Source organism: Actinosynnema sp. NPDC050436 (genome assembly GCF_040655415.1).
Classification (GTDB): Bacteria; Actinomycetota; Actinomycetes; order Mycobacteriales; family Pseudonocardiaceae; genus Actinosynnema.
Genome location: NZ_JBFAJV010000002.1, coordinates 608178 through 622232, shown reverse-complemented (window position 1 = coordinate 622232; position 14055 = coordinate 608178). Strand labels below are relative to the sequence as shown.

12 protein-coding genes are annotated in these 14055 nt (G+C 71.1%); 5 read left to right on the top strand and 7 right to left on the bottom strand.

What is annotated here, in order from left to right; genetic code table 11:
• Nucleotides 1-134: 134 nt before the first annotated feature.
• Together AB0I60_RS06980 and AB0I60_RS06975 are read right to left on the bottom strand one after the other, a co-directional pair.
• Nucleotides 135-1397 (bottom strand): hypothetical protein, encoded by a 1263-nt coding sequence (locus tag AB0I60_RS06980; RefSeq protein ID WP_360726383.1) that lies wholly within the window; start codon nucleotides 1395-1397, stop codon nucleotides 135-137.
• A 16-nt stretch (nucleotides 1398-1413) separates the two neighbouring features.
• Entirely contained in the window at nucleotides 1414-2274 is an 861-nt protein-coding gene (locus AB0I60_RS06975; RefSeq protein WP_360726382.1) for a glycosyltransferase, read from the bottom strand.
• Between the two features lie 112 nt (nucleotides 2275-2386).
• On the opposite strand from AB0I60_RS06975, the gene AB0I60_RS06970 reads away from it, so the two are divergent.
• Genes AB0I60_RS06970 through AB0I60_RS06960 form a run of 3 tightly spaced genes read left to right on the top strand, consistent with a single transcriptional unit; the run spans nucleotide 2387 to nucleotide 6074 of the window.
• Complete coding sequence (locus tag AB0I60_RS06970) at nucleotides 2387-3436, top strand: glycosyltransferase (protein WP_360726380.1); 1050 nt, start codon at nucleotides 2387-2389, stop codon at nucleotides 3434-3436.
• Nucleotides 3433-4860 (top strand): lipopolysaccharide biosynthesis protein, encoded by a 1428-nt coding sequence (locus tag AB0I60_RS06965; protein WP_360726378.1) that lies wholly within the window; start codon nucleotides 3433-3435, stop codon nucleotides 4858-4860. The genes AB0I60_RS06970 and AB0I60_RS06965 overlap by 4 nt, the downstream gene beginning before the upstream one ends.
• Complete coding sequence (locus tag AB0I60_RS06960; RefSeq protein ID WP_360726377.1) at nucleotides 4857-6074, top strand: glycosyltransferase family 1 protein; 1218 nt, start codon at nucleotides 4857-4859, stop codon at nucleotides 6072-6074. The genes AB0I60_RS06965 and AB0I60_RS06960 overlap by 4 nt, the downstream gene beginning before the upstream one ends.
• A 772-nt stretch (nucleotides 6075-6846) precedes the next feature.
• On the opposite strand, the gene AB0I60_RS06955 is transcribed toward AB0I60_RS06960, so the two are convergent.
• Both AB0I60_RS06955 and AB0I60_RS06950 read right to left on the bottom strand, forming a co-directional pair.
• The gene (locus AB0I60_RS06955; RefSeq protein WP_360726375.1) at nucleotides 6847-7917 is read right to left on the bottom strand and encodes a hypothetical protein; all 1071 of its coding nucleotides are present in this window, start codon (nucleotides 7915-7917) and stop codon (nucleotides 6847-6849) included.
• 213 nt (nucleotides 7918-8130) lie between these two features.
• On the bottom strand, nucleotides 8131-9087 hold the full coding sequence (locus AB0I60_RS06950) for a hypothetical protein (RefSeq protein ID WP_360726373.1): 957 nt from the start codon (nucleotides 9085-9087) through the stop codon (nucleotides 8131-8133).
• Between the two features lie 93 nt (nucleotides 9088-9180).
• On the opposite strand from AB0I60_RS06950, the gene AB0I60_RS06945 reads away from it, so the two are divergent.
• Together AB0I60_RS06945 and AB0I60_RS06940 are read left to right on the top strand one after the other, a co-directional pair.
• On the top strand, nucleotides 9181-10290 hold the full coding sequence (locus AB0I60_RS06945) for a hypothetical protein (protein WP_360726371.1): 1110 nt from the start codon (nucleotides 9181-9183) through the stop codon (nucleotides 10288-10290).
• Nucleotides 10291-10295: 5 nt separating this feature from the next.
• The gene (locus tag AB0I60_RS06940; RefSeq protein ID WP_360726837.1) at nucleotides 10296-11669 is read left to right on the top strand and encodes an O-antigen ligase family protein; all 1374 of its coding nucleotides are present in this window, start codon (nucleotides 10296-10298) and stop codon (nucleotides 11667-11669) included.
• A gap of 64 nt (nucleotides 11670-11733) precedes the next feature.
• Here the strand turns inward: AB0I60_RS06940 and AB0I60_RS06935 are convergent, their stop codons facing one another.
• Genes AB0I60_RS06935 through AB0I60_RS06925 form a run of 3 tightly spaced genes read right to left on the bottom strand, consistent with a single transcriptional unit; the run spans nucleotide 11734 to nucleotide 14032 of the window.
• Nucleotides 11734-12291 carry an acyltransferase gene (locus tag AB0I60_RS06935; RefSeq protein ID WP_360726369.1) on the bottom strand — a complete coding sequence of 186 codons (558 nt, stop codon included), beginning with the start codon at nucleotides 12289-12291 and terminating at the stop codon, nucleotides 11734-11736.
• The gene (locus AB0I60_RS06930) at nucleotides 12288-13382 is read right to left on the bottom strand and encodes a DegT/DnrJ/EryC1/StrS family aminotransferase (protein ID WP_360726368.1); all 1095 of its coding nucleotides are present in this window, start codon (nucleotides 13380-13382) and stop codon (nucleotides 12288-12290) included. Before AB0I60_RS06930 ends, AB0I60_RS06935 begins: the two co-directional genes overlap by 4 nt.
• Nucleotides 13379-14032: a NeuD/PglB/VioB family sugar acetyltransferase gene (locus AB0I60_RS06925; protein ID WP_360726366.1), complete on the bottom strand. Its 654-nt coding sequence runs from the start codon at nucleotides 14030-14032 to the stop codon at nucleotides 13379-13381. The genes AB0I60_RS06930 and AB0I60_RS06925 overlap by 4 nt, the downstream gene beginning before the upstream one ends.
• Nucleotides 14033-14055 lie beyond the last annotated feature (23 nt).

The following is a 14055-nucleotide window of genomic DNA, read 5'->3' as shown; positions in this document are numbered from 1 at the left end:
CACGTCGACTCGGTCCCCCCGCACTGCCCCAATCGCAGGAAACCCACCACCCGTTAGCCGCGCTCCCCCACCCACACTCCCCCCGACACACCCACCACCCCCGAAACAACCTCAGAACAACCCCCGAACGCCCCTCAGAACCGGTACACGTGCACCTGGTACGCCCCGAAGTCGTCCACGATCTTCCCGTTCTCGATGGGCACCGAACGGTTCTCGTCGACCACCGTCGCCGTGCCGGAGTCGACCGGGACGGTGATCTCCACCCGCGCCGACCCGCTTCGGGGAAGCGAAGTGCTGCCGTCGGTCTGCGCGAGCACCCAGCGGGCGCCCTCCGCCTCCTTGTGCAGCACTGAAACCGGCACCCCGTTGTCGCTCTTCGCCGTCACACCGGGCCGGTTCGCCGCGTTGAGGACCGGCGCGAGCGACTTCAGCCGGGCGTTGACCTCCTTGACCTTCGCGGTGATCTCCGGCCGGGTCAGCACGCTGGAGTACTCGCCCTTGCCCTCGGTGTAGAAGCTGTGGGCGAAGTAGTTGATGCCCGTCGCGCCGTGCAGGATCGTGTTCCACACCGCCGACTCCACCTGGTCGGGCGTGATGATCTCGCCGTGCGTGTGCGGGTGCCCGGTCTCCACGAACCCGTACAGCGGCTTGTCCGGACCGCACCACTTGCGCATGGTGTCGATGACCTCGCCGTAGCTGAACGCGCCCACCCGGTCGCCCCGGTCCGGATGCGTCCACCCGTAGTAGTCCGCAGAGGCGATGTCGGCCGCCGCGCAGTACGTGCGCATGTCCTCTTCGTAGGTCTTCTCGATGTGGCCGTACCCGACGCCGCCGCCGGGCGTGCCCATCCACACCCCGAAGTTCAGGTAGGTCGGCCGGGAGGGGTCCTTCGCCCGGACCGCGTCGGCCTTCGCCAGGATCGCCGACGGCTGCATGTCGGGGTGGAACACGTCCCCGTACACCTTGTTCATGTCGGGTTCGTCGGCGATCAGGTACCCCACGTAGTTGCGCGCGTGCGCGGTGTCCGCGAGGACCTCGTCCACCCGCTTGGGGTCGGGGTAGACCCGCCAGCCGGTCTCCAGCAGCCCCTCCTTGCGGAGGTACCACCACTCGTCCTCCCAGAGGCCGAGGCCGAACTCCACGCCGATCTCCTGGTAGGTCCGGCCGATCTTCGCGCCGTTCTCCACCGAGGACGGGTCCTGCATCCAGACGTTGATCGGGAACAGCGCCGGGTCGCCGGTCGGGTTGGGACCGTTCGCCCACTTCTTGTAGTAGTCGACCACCGGTGCGGTCGACCCCGTCGACGCGCCGGGGGACGACTGCGGTCCGGTCTCCGCCGTGCAGCCGGCCGTGAGAAGCGCCACAGCCGCGAGCAGCCCCAGTCGGGCACGAGCCATCGGTTCGACGTCCTGTTCAGCTCGACGACTTGACCCGGCCGCGCGCGGCGAGGACCTGCTTGGCCTTCTCGAACCCGTCCGGTCCGAGCACCTTCATGGCGGCGGTCTTGGCGAGGTACCGGGCCCCGTCGCGGGCGACCCGCACCGGGTGCCCGACGAACCGGTCGCGGGCCAGCACGCGGCCGTCCGGCTCCGGCAGGTCGTCCAGCGCGTCGCCGAACAGCGCGCGGTAGGGGGCGGGCGAGACCAGCCGGCCCCGGGTCCGGTTGCTGACGTTGCCGCCGTGCACGACCTGGAGCCATCCCGGCGCACCGCCCAGCGAGACGACCTCGGCGTGCCGGTCGAGCCGGTTGTGCCAGTCGGCCCAGCAGGTGATCGGGGCCTCCCACCCCTCCCGCACGGACGCGAACGCGTTGTCCCGGTCGTGGTGCGCGAACAGTCCCTCCGGGCTCTTGACCAGGCCGTTCGCCAGGTAGAGGGCGGTGCGGCGACCGGTCGGCGGCTCGTCCTGGAGGCGCTGGACGAAGTCCGCCGCCACGCCGTCGTCGTTGTCCAGGTTGGTGGTGATCAGCCCGTCGCCCTTGACCGGGAACAGCGCGCCCAGGTCACCGACGAGGTCCTCCCGGCCGACCTGCTCGCGGAACAGCGGGGTGTACGCGTCGCCGTGCTCGCCGATGCGGTCCTTGAGCCACTGCGGGCTCTCCGGGTCGAAGTAGATGATCCACTTGAAGTTGGCGGACGTCTGCGCGCGCACCGACGGCAGGCAGTACCGCTCGAACAGCCCGACGCGCTCGGTCAACCACCCCTCCCGCGCCCGCACGATGCTCTCCGCACCCACGGACGGCAGGTTGAAGCGCGTCAGAATGACGTGGTCCATCACGACCCCTTCCCGTTGCCCGGTACATCGGGAAACCCCGCCCACCGTTATCCGCCGGGAGCAGCCGACGCCCCCGGTTAACGATCCGACGCCGGTACCGATGTCATAGGACGTGACTCAAGCCCGGACACGTCCCACGGTCGACGTCGTCATACCTTGCTACAACTACGCGCGGTTCCTGAGAGCATGTGTGCGCAGCGTGCTCGACCAGCCCGGCGTGGACGTGCGCGTGCTCATCATCGACGACACGTCGACCGACGACACGCCCGAGGTCATGGCGGAGCTGACCGAGGACCCCCGGGTCGAGGGCCGCCGCCACGAAGTCAACCAGGGCCACATCGCCACCTACAACGAGGGCCTGCTGGAGTGGGCGAAGGCCGACTACACCGTGCTGCTGTCCGCTGACGACCTGTTGGCCCCGGGCGCGCTCGCCCGCGCGGCCGAGGTGTTCCAGGCGCACCCGAACGTCGGCATGGTGTACGGCCGGGTCGTGTACTACTCCGACCACGACGACCTGCCCTCGATCGTGACCCCGCCCGCCGGCCGCACCGTCTGGTCCGGTGTGGACTGGATCGAGAACCGCTGCCGCACCGGCCAGAACGTGCTGTCCTCGCCCGAGGCCGTGGTGCGCACGTCGGTCCAGCAGCAGGTCGGCGGCTACCGGCCGGACCTGCCGCACGCGGGCGACCTCGAGATGTGGATGCGCATCGCGGCGGTCTCCGACATCGGCTACGTGCGCGGCAAGCCCGCCGCCTACTACCGGGTCCACCAGCAGAGCATGTTCCGCACCCAGTTCTCGTCGGTGTTCGCCGACCTGGAGCAGCGGCAGGCCGTCTTCGACCGCTTCTTCGCCGAGCACCCCGACCTCCCGCCGAGGCTGAAGAACCTCGCCAACCGGTCCATCGCCAAGGACGCCCTGTGGCGCGCGGTCCGCGCCTACGACCGGGACAAGCTCGACGAGATCCCCACCGAGGAACTGGTCGAGTTCGCCCGCAAGGTCTACCCGCACGCCGAGCGACTGCCCGAGTACCGCGCGCTGTCCCGGCGCAAGGCCGTCGGCCCGAAGCTGTGCAGCCGCACGCAGGTGTTCGTCGGCGCGCACCTGGCCAAGCGCGGGCGCGGCGTGATCGGCAAGCAGGTCTGGAAGTGGCGCGGCCAGTGACCACCCTGGAGGGCAAGGTCACGAGGGCGATCCGCTGGAGCGCCGTCAACAGCCTCTTGCAGCGGGTCTCCCAGGTCGGCGTCGGCGTCCTGCTGGCCCGGCTCATCGCACCCGAGCAGTTCGGCGTGTTCGCCGTCGCGCTCGTCGTGCTCAACATCGTGCTCAGCGTGAGCGAGATGGGCGTGAGCGTCGCCCTGGTCCGCACGGACGAGCCCGTCGGCGACCTGGCACCCACGGTCACCACGCTGTCGATCCTGTCCGGGTGCCTGCTGTGCGGCATCTGCGTGCTCGGGGCGCCGTGGTTCGCCGACGCGATGGACACGCCGCAGGCCACGGGTGTCATCCAGCTCATGTCGGTCGCCCTGGTGGTCGCGGGCGTGTCCGCCGTGCCCGGTGCCCTGTTGCAGCGCGAGTTCCGGCAGGACCACAAGTTCGCCGCCGACACGTCGGCGTTCGTCGTGGGGACCACCGTCGTCATCGTCCTGGCGCTGATGGGCTTCGGCGCGTGGAGCCTCGCCTGGTCGCGGATCGCCACCAACCTGACCGCCGCCGTGGTGATGTTCGCCTTCACCAAGGAGCGCTACCGGCCGGGCTTCGACCGCCGGCGGGCCCGCGAGCTGCTCGGCTTCGGCCTGCCGCTGGCCGGCGCGTCGCTGCTGGTCTTCGGCGTGCTCAACGTCGACGGCATCATCGTCGGCAGTATGCTCGGCACCGTGCCGCTGGGGTACTACCTGCTGGCCACGAACCTGGCGAACTGGCCGGTCGGCGCGTTCTCCCAGCCCGTGCGCAGCGTGTCGCTGGCCGCGTTCTCGAAGGTCCGCGACGACCCGGACCTGTTCCAGCGGACGTTCTCGCGGGCGCTGGGCCTGCTGGCGCTGTTCACCGTCCCGGCCTGCGTCCTGCTGGCCTCGCTGGCGGACCCGCTCGTGCGCACCGTCTACGGCGAGCGCTGGGCGCCCACCGCCGCCGCGCTGGCGGCCCTGGTCCTGCTGGGCGCGATGCGCGTGGCCCTGGAACTGGGCTACGACTACCTCGCCAGCGCCGGCCGTTCGAGGGCCATCCTGGTGATCCACGTCGTCTGGCTGGTCGCCCTGGTGCCGCTGCTCGCGCTGGGCGCGCACCTGGACGGCATCCGGGGCGTGGCGCTGGCGCAGAGCGTCGTCGTGCTGGTGTTCATCGTGCCGGCGTACCTGGTCGCGTTCCGCCCCTACGGCGTCAAGCTCGCGGCGCTGGCGTCGGCCGTGTCGCGGCCCGTGCTCGGCGGCGCCGTGATGGTGGCCGTCGCGCTCACCGTGCAGTGGTTCGTCCCGAACTCGTTGTGGCGCTTGATCATCGGCGGCGCGCTGTCGCTGGTGGCCTATGCCGCCGTCGTCTTCCCCCTGCGCCACGAGGCGCTCGGGCTGCTGCGAAGGGGTCAGCCGTGAAGCCAGTCCAGGTGTTCCGGCGCAGGGCGCACCAGGTGTCCCGGATCGTCCAGGAGGAGGGCGTGCGGCAGCTCGGCGCACGCGCGTTGCGCAACGCCGCCAAGCGCCTGGGCGCGGACGAGGAGGTCTTCCCGGTCCGCTTGGAGGACGTCCGCAACGCCGACATCGGCCACCGCGCACCCCTGGTCGTCCCGCCGGTCCCCGAGGACGGCAAGCTCACCGTCAACTGGGTCAGCACCCCGCCCGCGCCGGGCTCCGGTGGCCACACCACCATGTTCCGCCTCATCCAGCACCTGGAGTCCCTCGGCCACACCTGCCGGTTGTACCTGTACGACGTGTACGGCAGCCGCGCGGAGGACCACGTGCCGACGATCAGGAGCGCGTACCCCGGCTTCCGGGGCGAAGTGCTCGACGTCACGAAGGGCATGGCCGACGCCCACGCCGTGTTCGCCACCGCGTGGATGACGTGCTACCCGGCGTTCAACGACCCGTGCGCGGGCAAGAGATTCTACCTGGTGCAGGACTACGAGCCGTGGTTCTACCCGGTGGGCGGCCTGTCGGCGCTGGCCGAGAACACCTACCGGATGGGCTTTCACGGCTTCACCGCCGGCCGCTTCCTGGCCGAGAAGCTGCGCGACGACACCGGGATGGCGGCGGACTGGTTCGACTTCGGCTGCGACGCCGACCGCTACCACCTCAAGGAGAACACCCGGCGCGACGGCGTCGTCTTCTACGCCAGGCGCCTGGCACCCCGCCGCGCCATCGAGATCGGCCTGCTGGCACTGGAGATCTTCGCCGAACGCCACCCCGAGATCGACATCCACACCTACGGCGAGAAGATCGGCACGATCGGCCCACGCCACACCGACCACGGCCTGGTGACCCCGGACCAGCTCAACGACATCTACAACAGGTGCTACGCGGGCCTGACCCTGTCGATGACCAACGTCTCCCTGGTCCCCCACGAGATGCTGGCGGCAGGCTGCCTCCCGGTGGTCAACGACGCACCGCACAACAGGGTCGTGCTGGACAACGACCACGTCCGCTACGCCCCCGCCACCCCGCACGACCTGGCGCGGGCGCTGTCCGATGTGGTCACCACCCGGGACTTCGCCCAGGTGGCCCAAGCAGCCTCGGCCAGCGTCTCCAGCCGCTCCTGGGACGCCGCCGGCCACGAACTGGAGAAGGCCCTGCGCCGCGAACTCGACTTCTGAGCGGACCGGTTTCGGTGCAGCCGCTGGGCGGACGATCTTCATGTGGAGGTTGCGAGGACTTCCCGCCCTGGCTCAGGGTCTACAAGCGTTTCGCAGCCTGGGAGGAGGCCGGTGCGTCGCAGCGGCTGCTCGACGCGTTGCGCGACCGCGTCCGCTCGGTGGAGGGCAGGGCCGCCACGCCGCGGCGGCGGTGATGGACTCGCAGTCGGAGGGCGCGGCCACCACGGTCGGCCGGGCCACTCGCGGCCGGGACGGTCGTCCAACGTCCGCAGGTGCCGCACTTCACCGTACTGCCGAGGAGGTGGGTGGTCGGACGAAGTTGGCCTGGATCACCGGACGCCGCCGCTGCGTCCGCGACTACGAACGCCTACCCCACCACCACGAGGCCATGGTGCGCTGGTCCATGATCCGCATCACCGGCCGCCGACTCGCTCAGCCGACGTAGCTCGGAAACACCCACACACCCTTCACCTCTGCTCCCGGCTACGAAGCGAAATCCCCCGCCAAGCCGACAGAGCAGCGGTGTGCCCCGACACCCGCCGCGCCCCTTCCGCCACCCGTCGCAACACCCGAAGGCGCGCGGCGTACCGGACAGGCCCGAAGTACGGCGACCCGGCCGGCCGGACCACGATGTTCACAACCCCGTTCACCGGACGTGATAACAAGCCGTGCCTCCGCATCAACCCACATCACGACAACCCACACCCTGCTGCCACAACCACATCGCCAACCACCCCCGCACCGTTAGCCACCCCACACCCCCACGCACTCTTCACTCGGCCGGAAACCGGTACACGCGCACCTCATAGGGCGACAACTCGTCAACAAGCCGCCCATCCACCACCGCGACACCGCGACCCTCATCCACCACTTCGGCCACACCACCCCGCACCGGCAGGGTCACCGTGACCTTCGTGCGCGCGCTGCCGGGCCGGGCCTCGTCCCCATCGGCCTGGACGAACACGTAGTGCCACCCGTCCACGACCTTGTGCAGGACGGCGATCGGCACGTCCCCCTCCCCCCGAACCCCGCCCACGGACGGCGAGTTCAACACCGGGGCGAACGCCTGCAACCGCGCGTTGACCGCCTTGAGCCGCGCCGCCACGTCCGACCGGCTGATCGCACTGGCGAAATCCCCCCGCCCTTCCGGGAAGAAGCTGTGCGCGAAGTAGTTGATCCCGTCGGCACCGTGCAGGACGCAGTTCCAGACCGCCGCCTCCACCTGGTCCGGGGTGATCAGCCCGCCGTCCTCGTACGGGTGCCCGGTCTCCACGAACCCGAACACCGGCTTGTCGGTCCCGCACCACCGGCGCATGGTGTCGATGACCTCCCCGTACCGGAACGCCCCCACCGAACCGGTGTCGAGGTCGGTCCACCCGTAGTGGTCGGCGGAGGCGATGTCGGCAGCCGCGCAGTACGTGCGCATGTCGTCCTCGTACGTCTTCTCGACGTGCCCGTACCGCTCGCGCCCCCACGGAGTGCCCATCCACGCACCGAAATTGACGACCGTCGGCCGCGTCGGGTCCTTCGCCCGAACCTCGTCGGCAACCCGCAGCACAGCGGACGGCTGGAACTCGGGGTGCAACCGCCCGCCGGCCGACTTCTGCATGTCCGGCTCGTCCGCCACCAGGTAACCCCAGAAGTGCTTCGCACGCCCGGGATCGGCCAGCACAGCATCGACCTTGCCGTGCGAAACGTAGGCCGCCCACCCGGTCGAGTACACCGCGTCCCGCCGCCGCACCCACTCCTCGTCGTCCCACAGCCCCAGCGTGGCGGAAACACCGATCGACCGATAAGCGTCCCCGACCAGGCTGCCGCCGACGACCTCGGACGGATCCTGCATCCACACGTTGACCGGGAAAACCCGGTCATCCCCGGCAGGATTCGGCCCGTTCACCCACTTCCGGTAGTACGAGGCAGTAGGCCCACCGACCACCTCACCCCGGCGGACCTCCACCGCAGCCGGGGCGCAACTGCCCAGAACCACCGACGACGCAACCCAGAGCACCACCAACGCGCAACGCCCGGGTCGTGTCATCCTCAGCGGCTCGCAACCTCACACCGGCGAGGGCGACGTCGCATCCCGGATCAGCAACGTGGCCTCAGCGGACCCGTCGACCGGCACCACGTGGATCGACGCCAGCTTGGAGTCCTTCGGCACCGCCGAGAACGCCAGCCGCGAATCGTCCAACCAGGTGGCCTGGTCGTCGATCCCCGCCGTGCCCGGGAGCCGGCGCTCCTCCCCCGTCTTCAGGTCCAGCACCGCGAGGTCCCACGGGCCCAGCCGGCCGATCCTCTTCTTGTACGCGATCTTCGTGCCGTCCGGTGACAGCGACGGGCACTCCGCGTCACGCCGCAGCGACGTCACGCGACGGTCGACCAGGTCGCCCTTCACCAGCCAGGTGAACCCACCGGACGCCAGGGTCGCGTAGAACGTCCGGTCGTCCGAGGCCACGGTGAGTCCCCAGTAGTTCACGTCCTGTGCCGTGTGGACGCTGCCCTCGACCTCCGCCGTGAAGCCCTCCAGCGACTCCACGGCCGTGCCCGTCCTCACGTCCAGGTAGCCGGTCCGGGTCGAGAACCCGCCGGGCACCGCGTACGAGTCGCCCGTCACGAACGACGTCCACGACACCACCTGGCCGGACGTCGACACCTTCGCGCGGCTGGGCACGCCGGGCAGCGCGACCGAGCGCGAAGTGCCGTCCCGGGTCACCTCCGCCGCGTACGTCGGCCCAGGTCCGGCCAGCTTCAGGCACACCGTCGTGCCCGCCGCGCGGTACACCCGCTGGCAGGCCAGCGGCGTGCCGCTGCGGGCGTCCGGGGACGCCAGCGCGACCTCCTCCACCCGACTCCGGCCGTCCGCCAGCTCGACGAACATCAGGTCGGCGTCCACCGCCGCCACCGGGGTCACCGGTTGCTGCCGGACGACCGCCACCACATACACCACACCGGCCGCGACGACCAGTACGATGGCACCGACGGCGAGCGCGACACGCCGCGAGCCCAAGTCCATCACCACCTGTAACAACAAGGCGCGAGTCGGCCGATTTCAGAGTAACAACACCTTGCGATGGACCGCCGAGGGTCAACACGGATCGGGGAACGGATGGATTTCTGGGGCGCCGTGCGCACGCTGCGGAGGCGGTGGTACATCGCCGTGCCGTCAGCCGTGGTCGCCGTCGCGGTGGCCGCCGGCATGTTCCTGTCGATCCCGACCCGCTACCAGTCCTCGGGCGTGATGGTGCTGACCACGCCGGCGGCCGGCGGCACCTTCTCGCAGAAGGTCACGCCCGAAGAGGCCGTGAAGATCAACCCCCTGCTCGCGTTCGACGGCAGCCTGGCGACCACCTCGCAGATCCTGGCGCAGATCCTCGCCGACCCGAAGACCCGCGAGCAGCTCGGCATCACCAAGGGCTCCACGCTGAACTACACCGCGACCGGCGGCGGCCAGAACGGTCCCTTCCTGTTCGTCACGGGTGACAGCGAGTCACCCGAGCAGGCGGAGAAGATGGTCACCACCGTCATGGAGTTCGCCTCCAAGGAGCTGGAGGACCAGCAGCGCAAGCTCAAGGCCCCGGAGCCGACGTTCATCACCTCGCAGGTGATCGTCAACCCGACCGAGGCCGAGGCGCAGATCGGCGGCAAGGTCCGCTACGCCGGCGCCGCCTTCGTGCTGCTGATGCTGCTGACCACCGCCGCGACCTTCGGCGCCGACAGCATCATGAACAACATCAAGCGCCGCAAAGCGAAGGCCGCCGCCGACCAGGACGCCGACCGCGACCGGGAACGCGACCAGGAACGCGACGACGCCCACGACCACCAAGCGCCCCGCGACCAGGCCCGCGACCAGGCCCAGGAACCGCAGCAGGCAGCCCAGGTCAACGGCACCCCCCGCCGCCCGCCCGCGCCTCCCGCGCGCCGCCCGCACCCCACGGCCAGCGAGCAGACCATCAAGGTCAAGGCCCCGGGCACCCCGCCCGGCGGCTTCCCGGCGAGCGGCATCCCGGCGGCGAAGATCGGCCAACCGGCCCACCAGTCGAAGCCCGGCGGCCTGACCGCCTCCCAGCAGGCGAACCCCGCCACCCCGCCGCACCCCCAACCGGCCGCCAAGCCGCAACCGGCCGCCAAGCCGCAGCCGACCGCCAGCGAGAAGACCGTGAAGATCGCCGTGCCGCCGCCGTCCCCGACATGGCCGAGCAACGAAGACAGACCTTGACCGAGGTGCTCCGGCGGGTCAGGCAACGGGCGGACGGCGCGACCCTCGTCTGCGTGTACCTGTTCGCCCTGCTGATCATCCCGGCCCGGCTGGTGCTGTCCTTCGTGCCGATGACGCTCCCGCCGGCGCTGGTGTTCGCGCTGCTGCTGGGCGTCGTCTGGCTGGCCGCCCAGATGGTCGACACGCTCGGCATGGGCAAGGGCCGCAACGTCGTGCGCACCGCGCTCGGCCTCTACCTCGCCTCGCACCTGGCGACCTACGGCGTGGCCACCAGGCGGTGGCTGCCCACCGACGAGCTGACCGTCGCGGACTCCAGCATCATCCGCATCCTGGCGACGCTCAGCATGGCGGTCTTCATCTGCGACGCCGTGCGCACCAAGGAGCGCCTGGACAAGGTGCTCAAGCTGATCGTCGGCTGCGCGGCGGTGATCGCGTTCGTCGGGCTGGTGCAGTTCGGCCTCGGCGTCGACCTGGCCGGGTACGTCAGCATCCCCGGCCTGCGGGCGCAGGAGAACGGCTACGCGGTGATGGAGTCGCGGTCGATCTTCCGCCGCCCCACCGGCACCACGAACCACCCCATCGAGTACGGCCTGATCTGCGCGATGGCCGTGCCGATGGCCACCCACTACGTGTTCAAGGCCCGGGACGACGGCGCCCCGTACAAGCGGTGGCTGATCTGCCTGGCGCTGTGCGGCCTGGGCGGGATGACGGCGCTGTCGCGGACCGCGATCCTGGGCATGACCGTCGCCGGCATCGTCATGATCTTCACCCTGCCGCGCAAGCGGAAGGTCACCGCGATGGTGGTCGGCGGCGGGTTCTTCCTGGGCGCGAGCCTGGTGGTGCCCGGCCTGTTCGGCACGCTGCGCGGCATGTTCTCCAACATCGAGGACGACCCGAGCGTCAAGGCGCGCACCGCCGACTACGCCGCCGCCGCCGAGCAGATCGACCTGAACCCGTTGCTGGGCCGGGGTTTCGGCACCTTCCTGCCGACCAAGTACACGATCCTGGACAACCAGTTCCTGCTGACCCTGATCGAGAACGGCTACCTGGGCATGTTCGCCCTGATCGGGCTGTTCCTGGCGGCCGGGTTCGCGGTGCTCAAGGTCCGGGTGATCAGCCAGGACGACCACCTGCGCGGTGTCGCGGCGGCCGTGCTGTCCGCCGTGCTCGCGGGCGGCATCGCGGCGATCACGTTCGACCTGCTGGGCTTCGGCGTGGCGACCGGGATGGCGTTCACCATGATCGGCCTGTCCGGCGCGATGCTGCGCATCGCCAAGCAGGAGGCCGACGCCGAGGAGCGCAAGCGGACGCTCAAGTCCATCATCATGAGCCGCCGCCCCTTCGCCAAACCCCCGCGATCCCGCGCGACGGTGCCGTGAAGAACGGGCTCCGGAGACACCCGGAGCCCGCCTCGAACCTCCACGAGCGCCGAACGGCACCCGCCTACAGCGCCACCAGCCCCTTGTCGCCCTCGGCGAACCGGCCACCGCAGTCCGGGCACACCAGCCCCGCGTCCAGCCGCTGACCGCACGAGCACACCCAGCCCTTGTGCCGCGCCGGGTTGCCCGCCACGAACGCGTGCGCCGGCACGTCCTTGGTCACCACCGACCCGGCCGCCGCGAACGCGTGCTCGCCGATCTCCACGCCGCACACCACCACGGTCCCCGCGCCCAGCGACGCCCCGCGCCGCACCACGGTGGCCAGCAGGTCGTCGCCGGTCCGGCGGATCGCCGCGCGCGGGCGCAGGTCGTTGGTGAACAGCACGTTCGGCCCGAGGAACACCTCGTCCTCGCACACCACCCCGTCGAACACCAGGGTGCCGTTCTTCACGGTCACCCGGTCGCCGAGCACCGCCCGGCCCTCCACGAACGCGTTGTCGCAGATGTTGCAGTCGCGGCCGACCCGCGCGCCGGGCAGCACGTGCGCGAACGCCCACACCCGGGTGCCCTCGCCGACCTCGTCGCTCTCGCACAGGCCCTTCGGGTGCACGAAGACGGTCATCGCACCGCCTCCGCCAACGCGGTAACGACCCGCTCCTGCTGGCCGGCGGTGATCTCCGGGAACAGCGGCAGGGACAGGATCTCGCCGGCCACCCGCTCGCTCACCGGGAAGTCGCCGCGCGCGTGCCCGAGCGAGTCGAACGCGCCGGTCAGGTGCACGGGCGTCGGGTAGTGGATGCCCGCGCCGATCCCGGCCGCGTGCAGCGCCGAGAGCACCCGGTCGCGCTCCGCGACCCGCACCACGTACAGGTGCCACACCGGCAGGTTGCCCTCCAGCACCACCGGCGGGGTCACCCCCGCCACGGACGCCAGCAGCGCCGAGTACCGCTCGGCCGCCGTGCGCCGGGCCGCGTTCCAGCCCTCCAGCCGGCGCAGCTTCGCCGAGAGCACCACGGCCTGGAGCGTGTCCAGCCGGCTGTTGAAGCCCAGCACGGTGTGCTCGTACTTGCGCGGCGAGCCGTGCTCGCGCAGCAGGCGCACCGCCGTGGCCAGCCGGTCGGACGCGGTCAGCACGGCACCGCCGTCACCGTAGGCGCCGAGGTTCTTGCCCGGGTAGAAGCTGGTGGCCGCGATGTCGCCCAGGCCGCCGACGGCCACGCCGTGGCGACGCGCACCCTGCGCCTGCGCCGCGTCCTCCACGACCGGCACGCCGAACGACCGCAGCCGCTCCACCTCGGCGGCCTGGCCGTACAGGTGCACCGGCACGATCGCCTTGGTGCGCGCGGTCAGCGCGTCGGCGACCAGCGAGGTGTCGATGAGCCCGGTGTCGGCGACGCAGTCCACCAGGACGGGCGTCGCCCCGGTCCGGGCCACGGCCTCGGCGGTGGCGATGAAGGTGTTGGCGGGCAGGACGCACTCGTCGCCGGGCCCGACCTCCAGCGCGCGCAGCGCCAGTTCGATGGCATCGGTGCCGTTGCCGACCCCGACGCAGTGCGGGACCTCCTGGTAGGCGGCGAACTCCGCCTCGAACTCGGCGACCTGCCTGCCGCCGATGAACGCCGTGGTCTTGAGCACCTCGGCCCAGCCCTCGGCTACCTCGTCGGCCACCTGCTCGTGCTGCGCACGCAGGTCCACCAGCGGGATGTCGATCACGAACCGTTCCCCTCTCGCAGTCGTCCGGCCGGCACGCCCGCCCAGACCTCACCCTCGGGCACGTCCGCGAGCACCACCGAGCCCATGCCCACCACCGCGCCCGCCCCGATCGACACGCCTTCCCGGACCGACGAGCCCTGGCCCAGGTAGGCGCTCTCCCCGACCCGGACCGCTCCGCCCAGCGACGCGCGGCCGGCCAGCGTCACACCGTCGCCGACCTCGTCGTCGTGGGTCACCAGGACGTGGGGCATGGCGACGACGTGCGCCCCCAAGCGCAGCGGCGTCGTCACGACCACCCCGGCCAGCAGGACCGTTCCCGGCCCCACGACGGCCCCCGGCGGCACGGAGGCCGCCGGGTGCACCAGCGTGGCCCACCGATCCTCCGGCAAGCCCAGCCTCCGCACCACGGTCATCCGGCCCAACGGCCGGCGCGCGCTGGCGATGCACACCAGCACCGCCGCGTCGGTCCGGTCGTGCACCAGCTCCGACCCGCCCAGCACGGGCAGGCCGTCGAGGTCCGCGCCGTGCCGGGACGGGTCGTCGTCCAGCGCGCCCAGGGGGTGCCACTCCTCCGGCAGGAGGCGGACCGCCGCGAGCACCTCGCGCGCGAGCCCTCCCCCGCCGACCAGCAGCAGTGGCCGTGGTGTCATGCCGATCCCCTCCGGAACGTGGG

Excerpts from the sequence above, each read along its gene's own strand:
- AB0I60_RS06935 (WP_360726369.1), bottom strand. The coding sequence starts at position 12,291 with ATGACCGTCTTCGTGCACCCGAAGGGCCTGTGCGAGAGCGACGAGGTC.
- AB0I60_RS06950 (WP_360726373.1), bottom strand. The coding sequence starts at position 9,087 with ATGGACTTGGGCTCGCGGCGTGTCGCGCTCGCCGTCGGTGCCATCGTA.
- AB0I60_RS06925 (WP_360726366.1), bottom strand. The coding sequence starts at position 14,032 with ATGACACCACGGCCACTGCTGCTGGTCGGCGGGGGAGGGCTCGCGCGC.
- AB0I60_RS06945 (WP_360726371.1), top strand. The coding sequence starts at position 9,181 with ATGGATTTCTGGGGCGCCGTGCGCACGCTGCGGAGGCGGTGGTACATC.
- AB0I60_RS06980 (WP_360726383.1), bottom strand. The coding sequence starts at position 1,397 with ATGGCTCGTGCCCGACTGGGGCTGCTCGCGGCTGTGGCGCTTCTCACG.
- AB0I60_RS06955 (WP_360726375.1), bottom strand. The coding sequence starts at position 7,917 with ATGCAGGATCCGTCCGAGGTCGTCGGCGGCAGCCTGGTCGGGGACGCT.
- AB0I60_RS06975 (WP_360726382.1), bottom strand. The coding sequence starts at position 2,274 with ATGGACCACGTCATTCTGACGCGCTTCAACCTGCCGTCCGTGGGTGCG.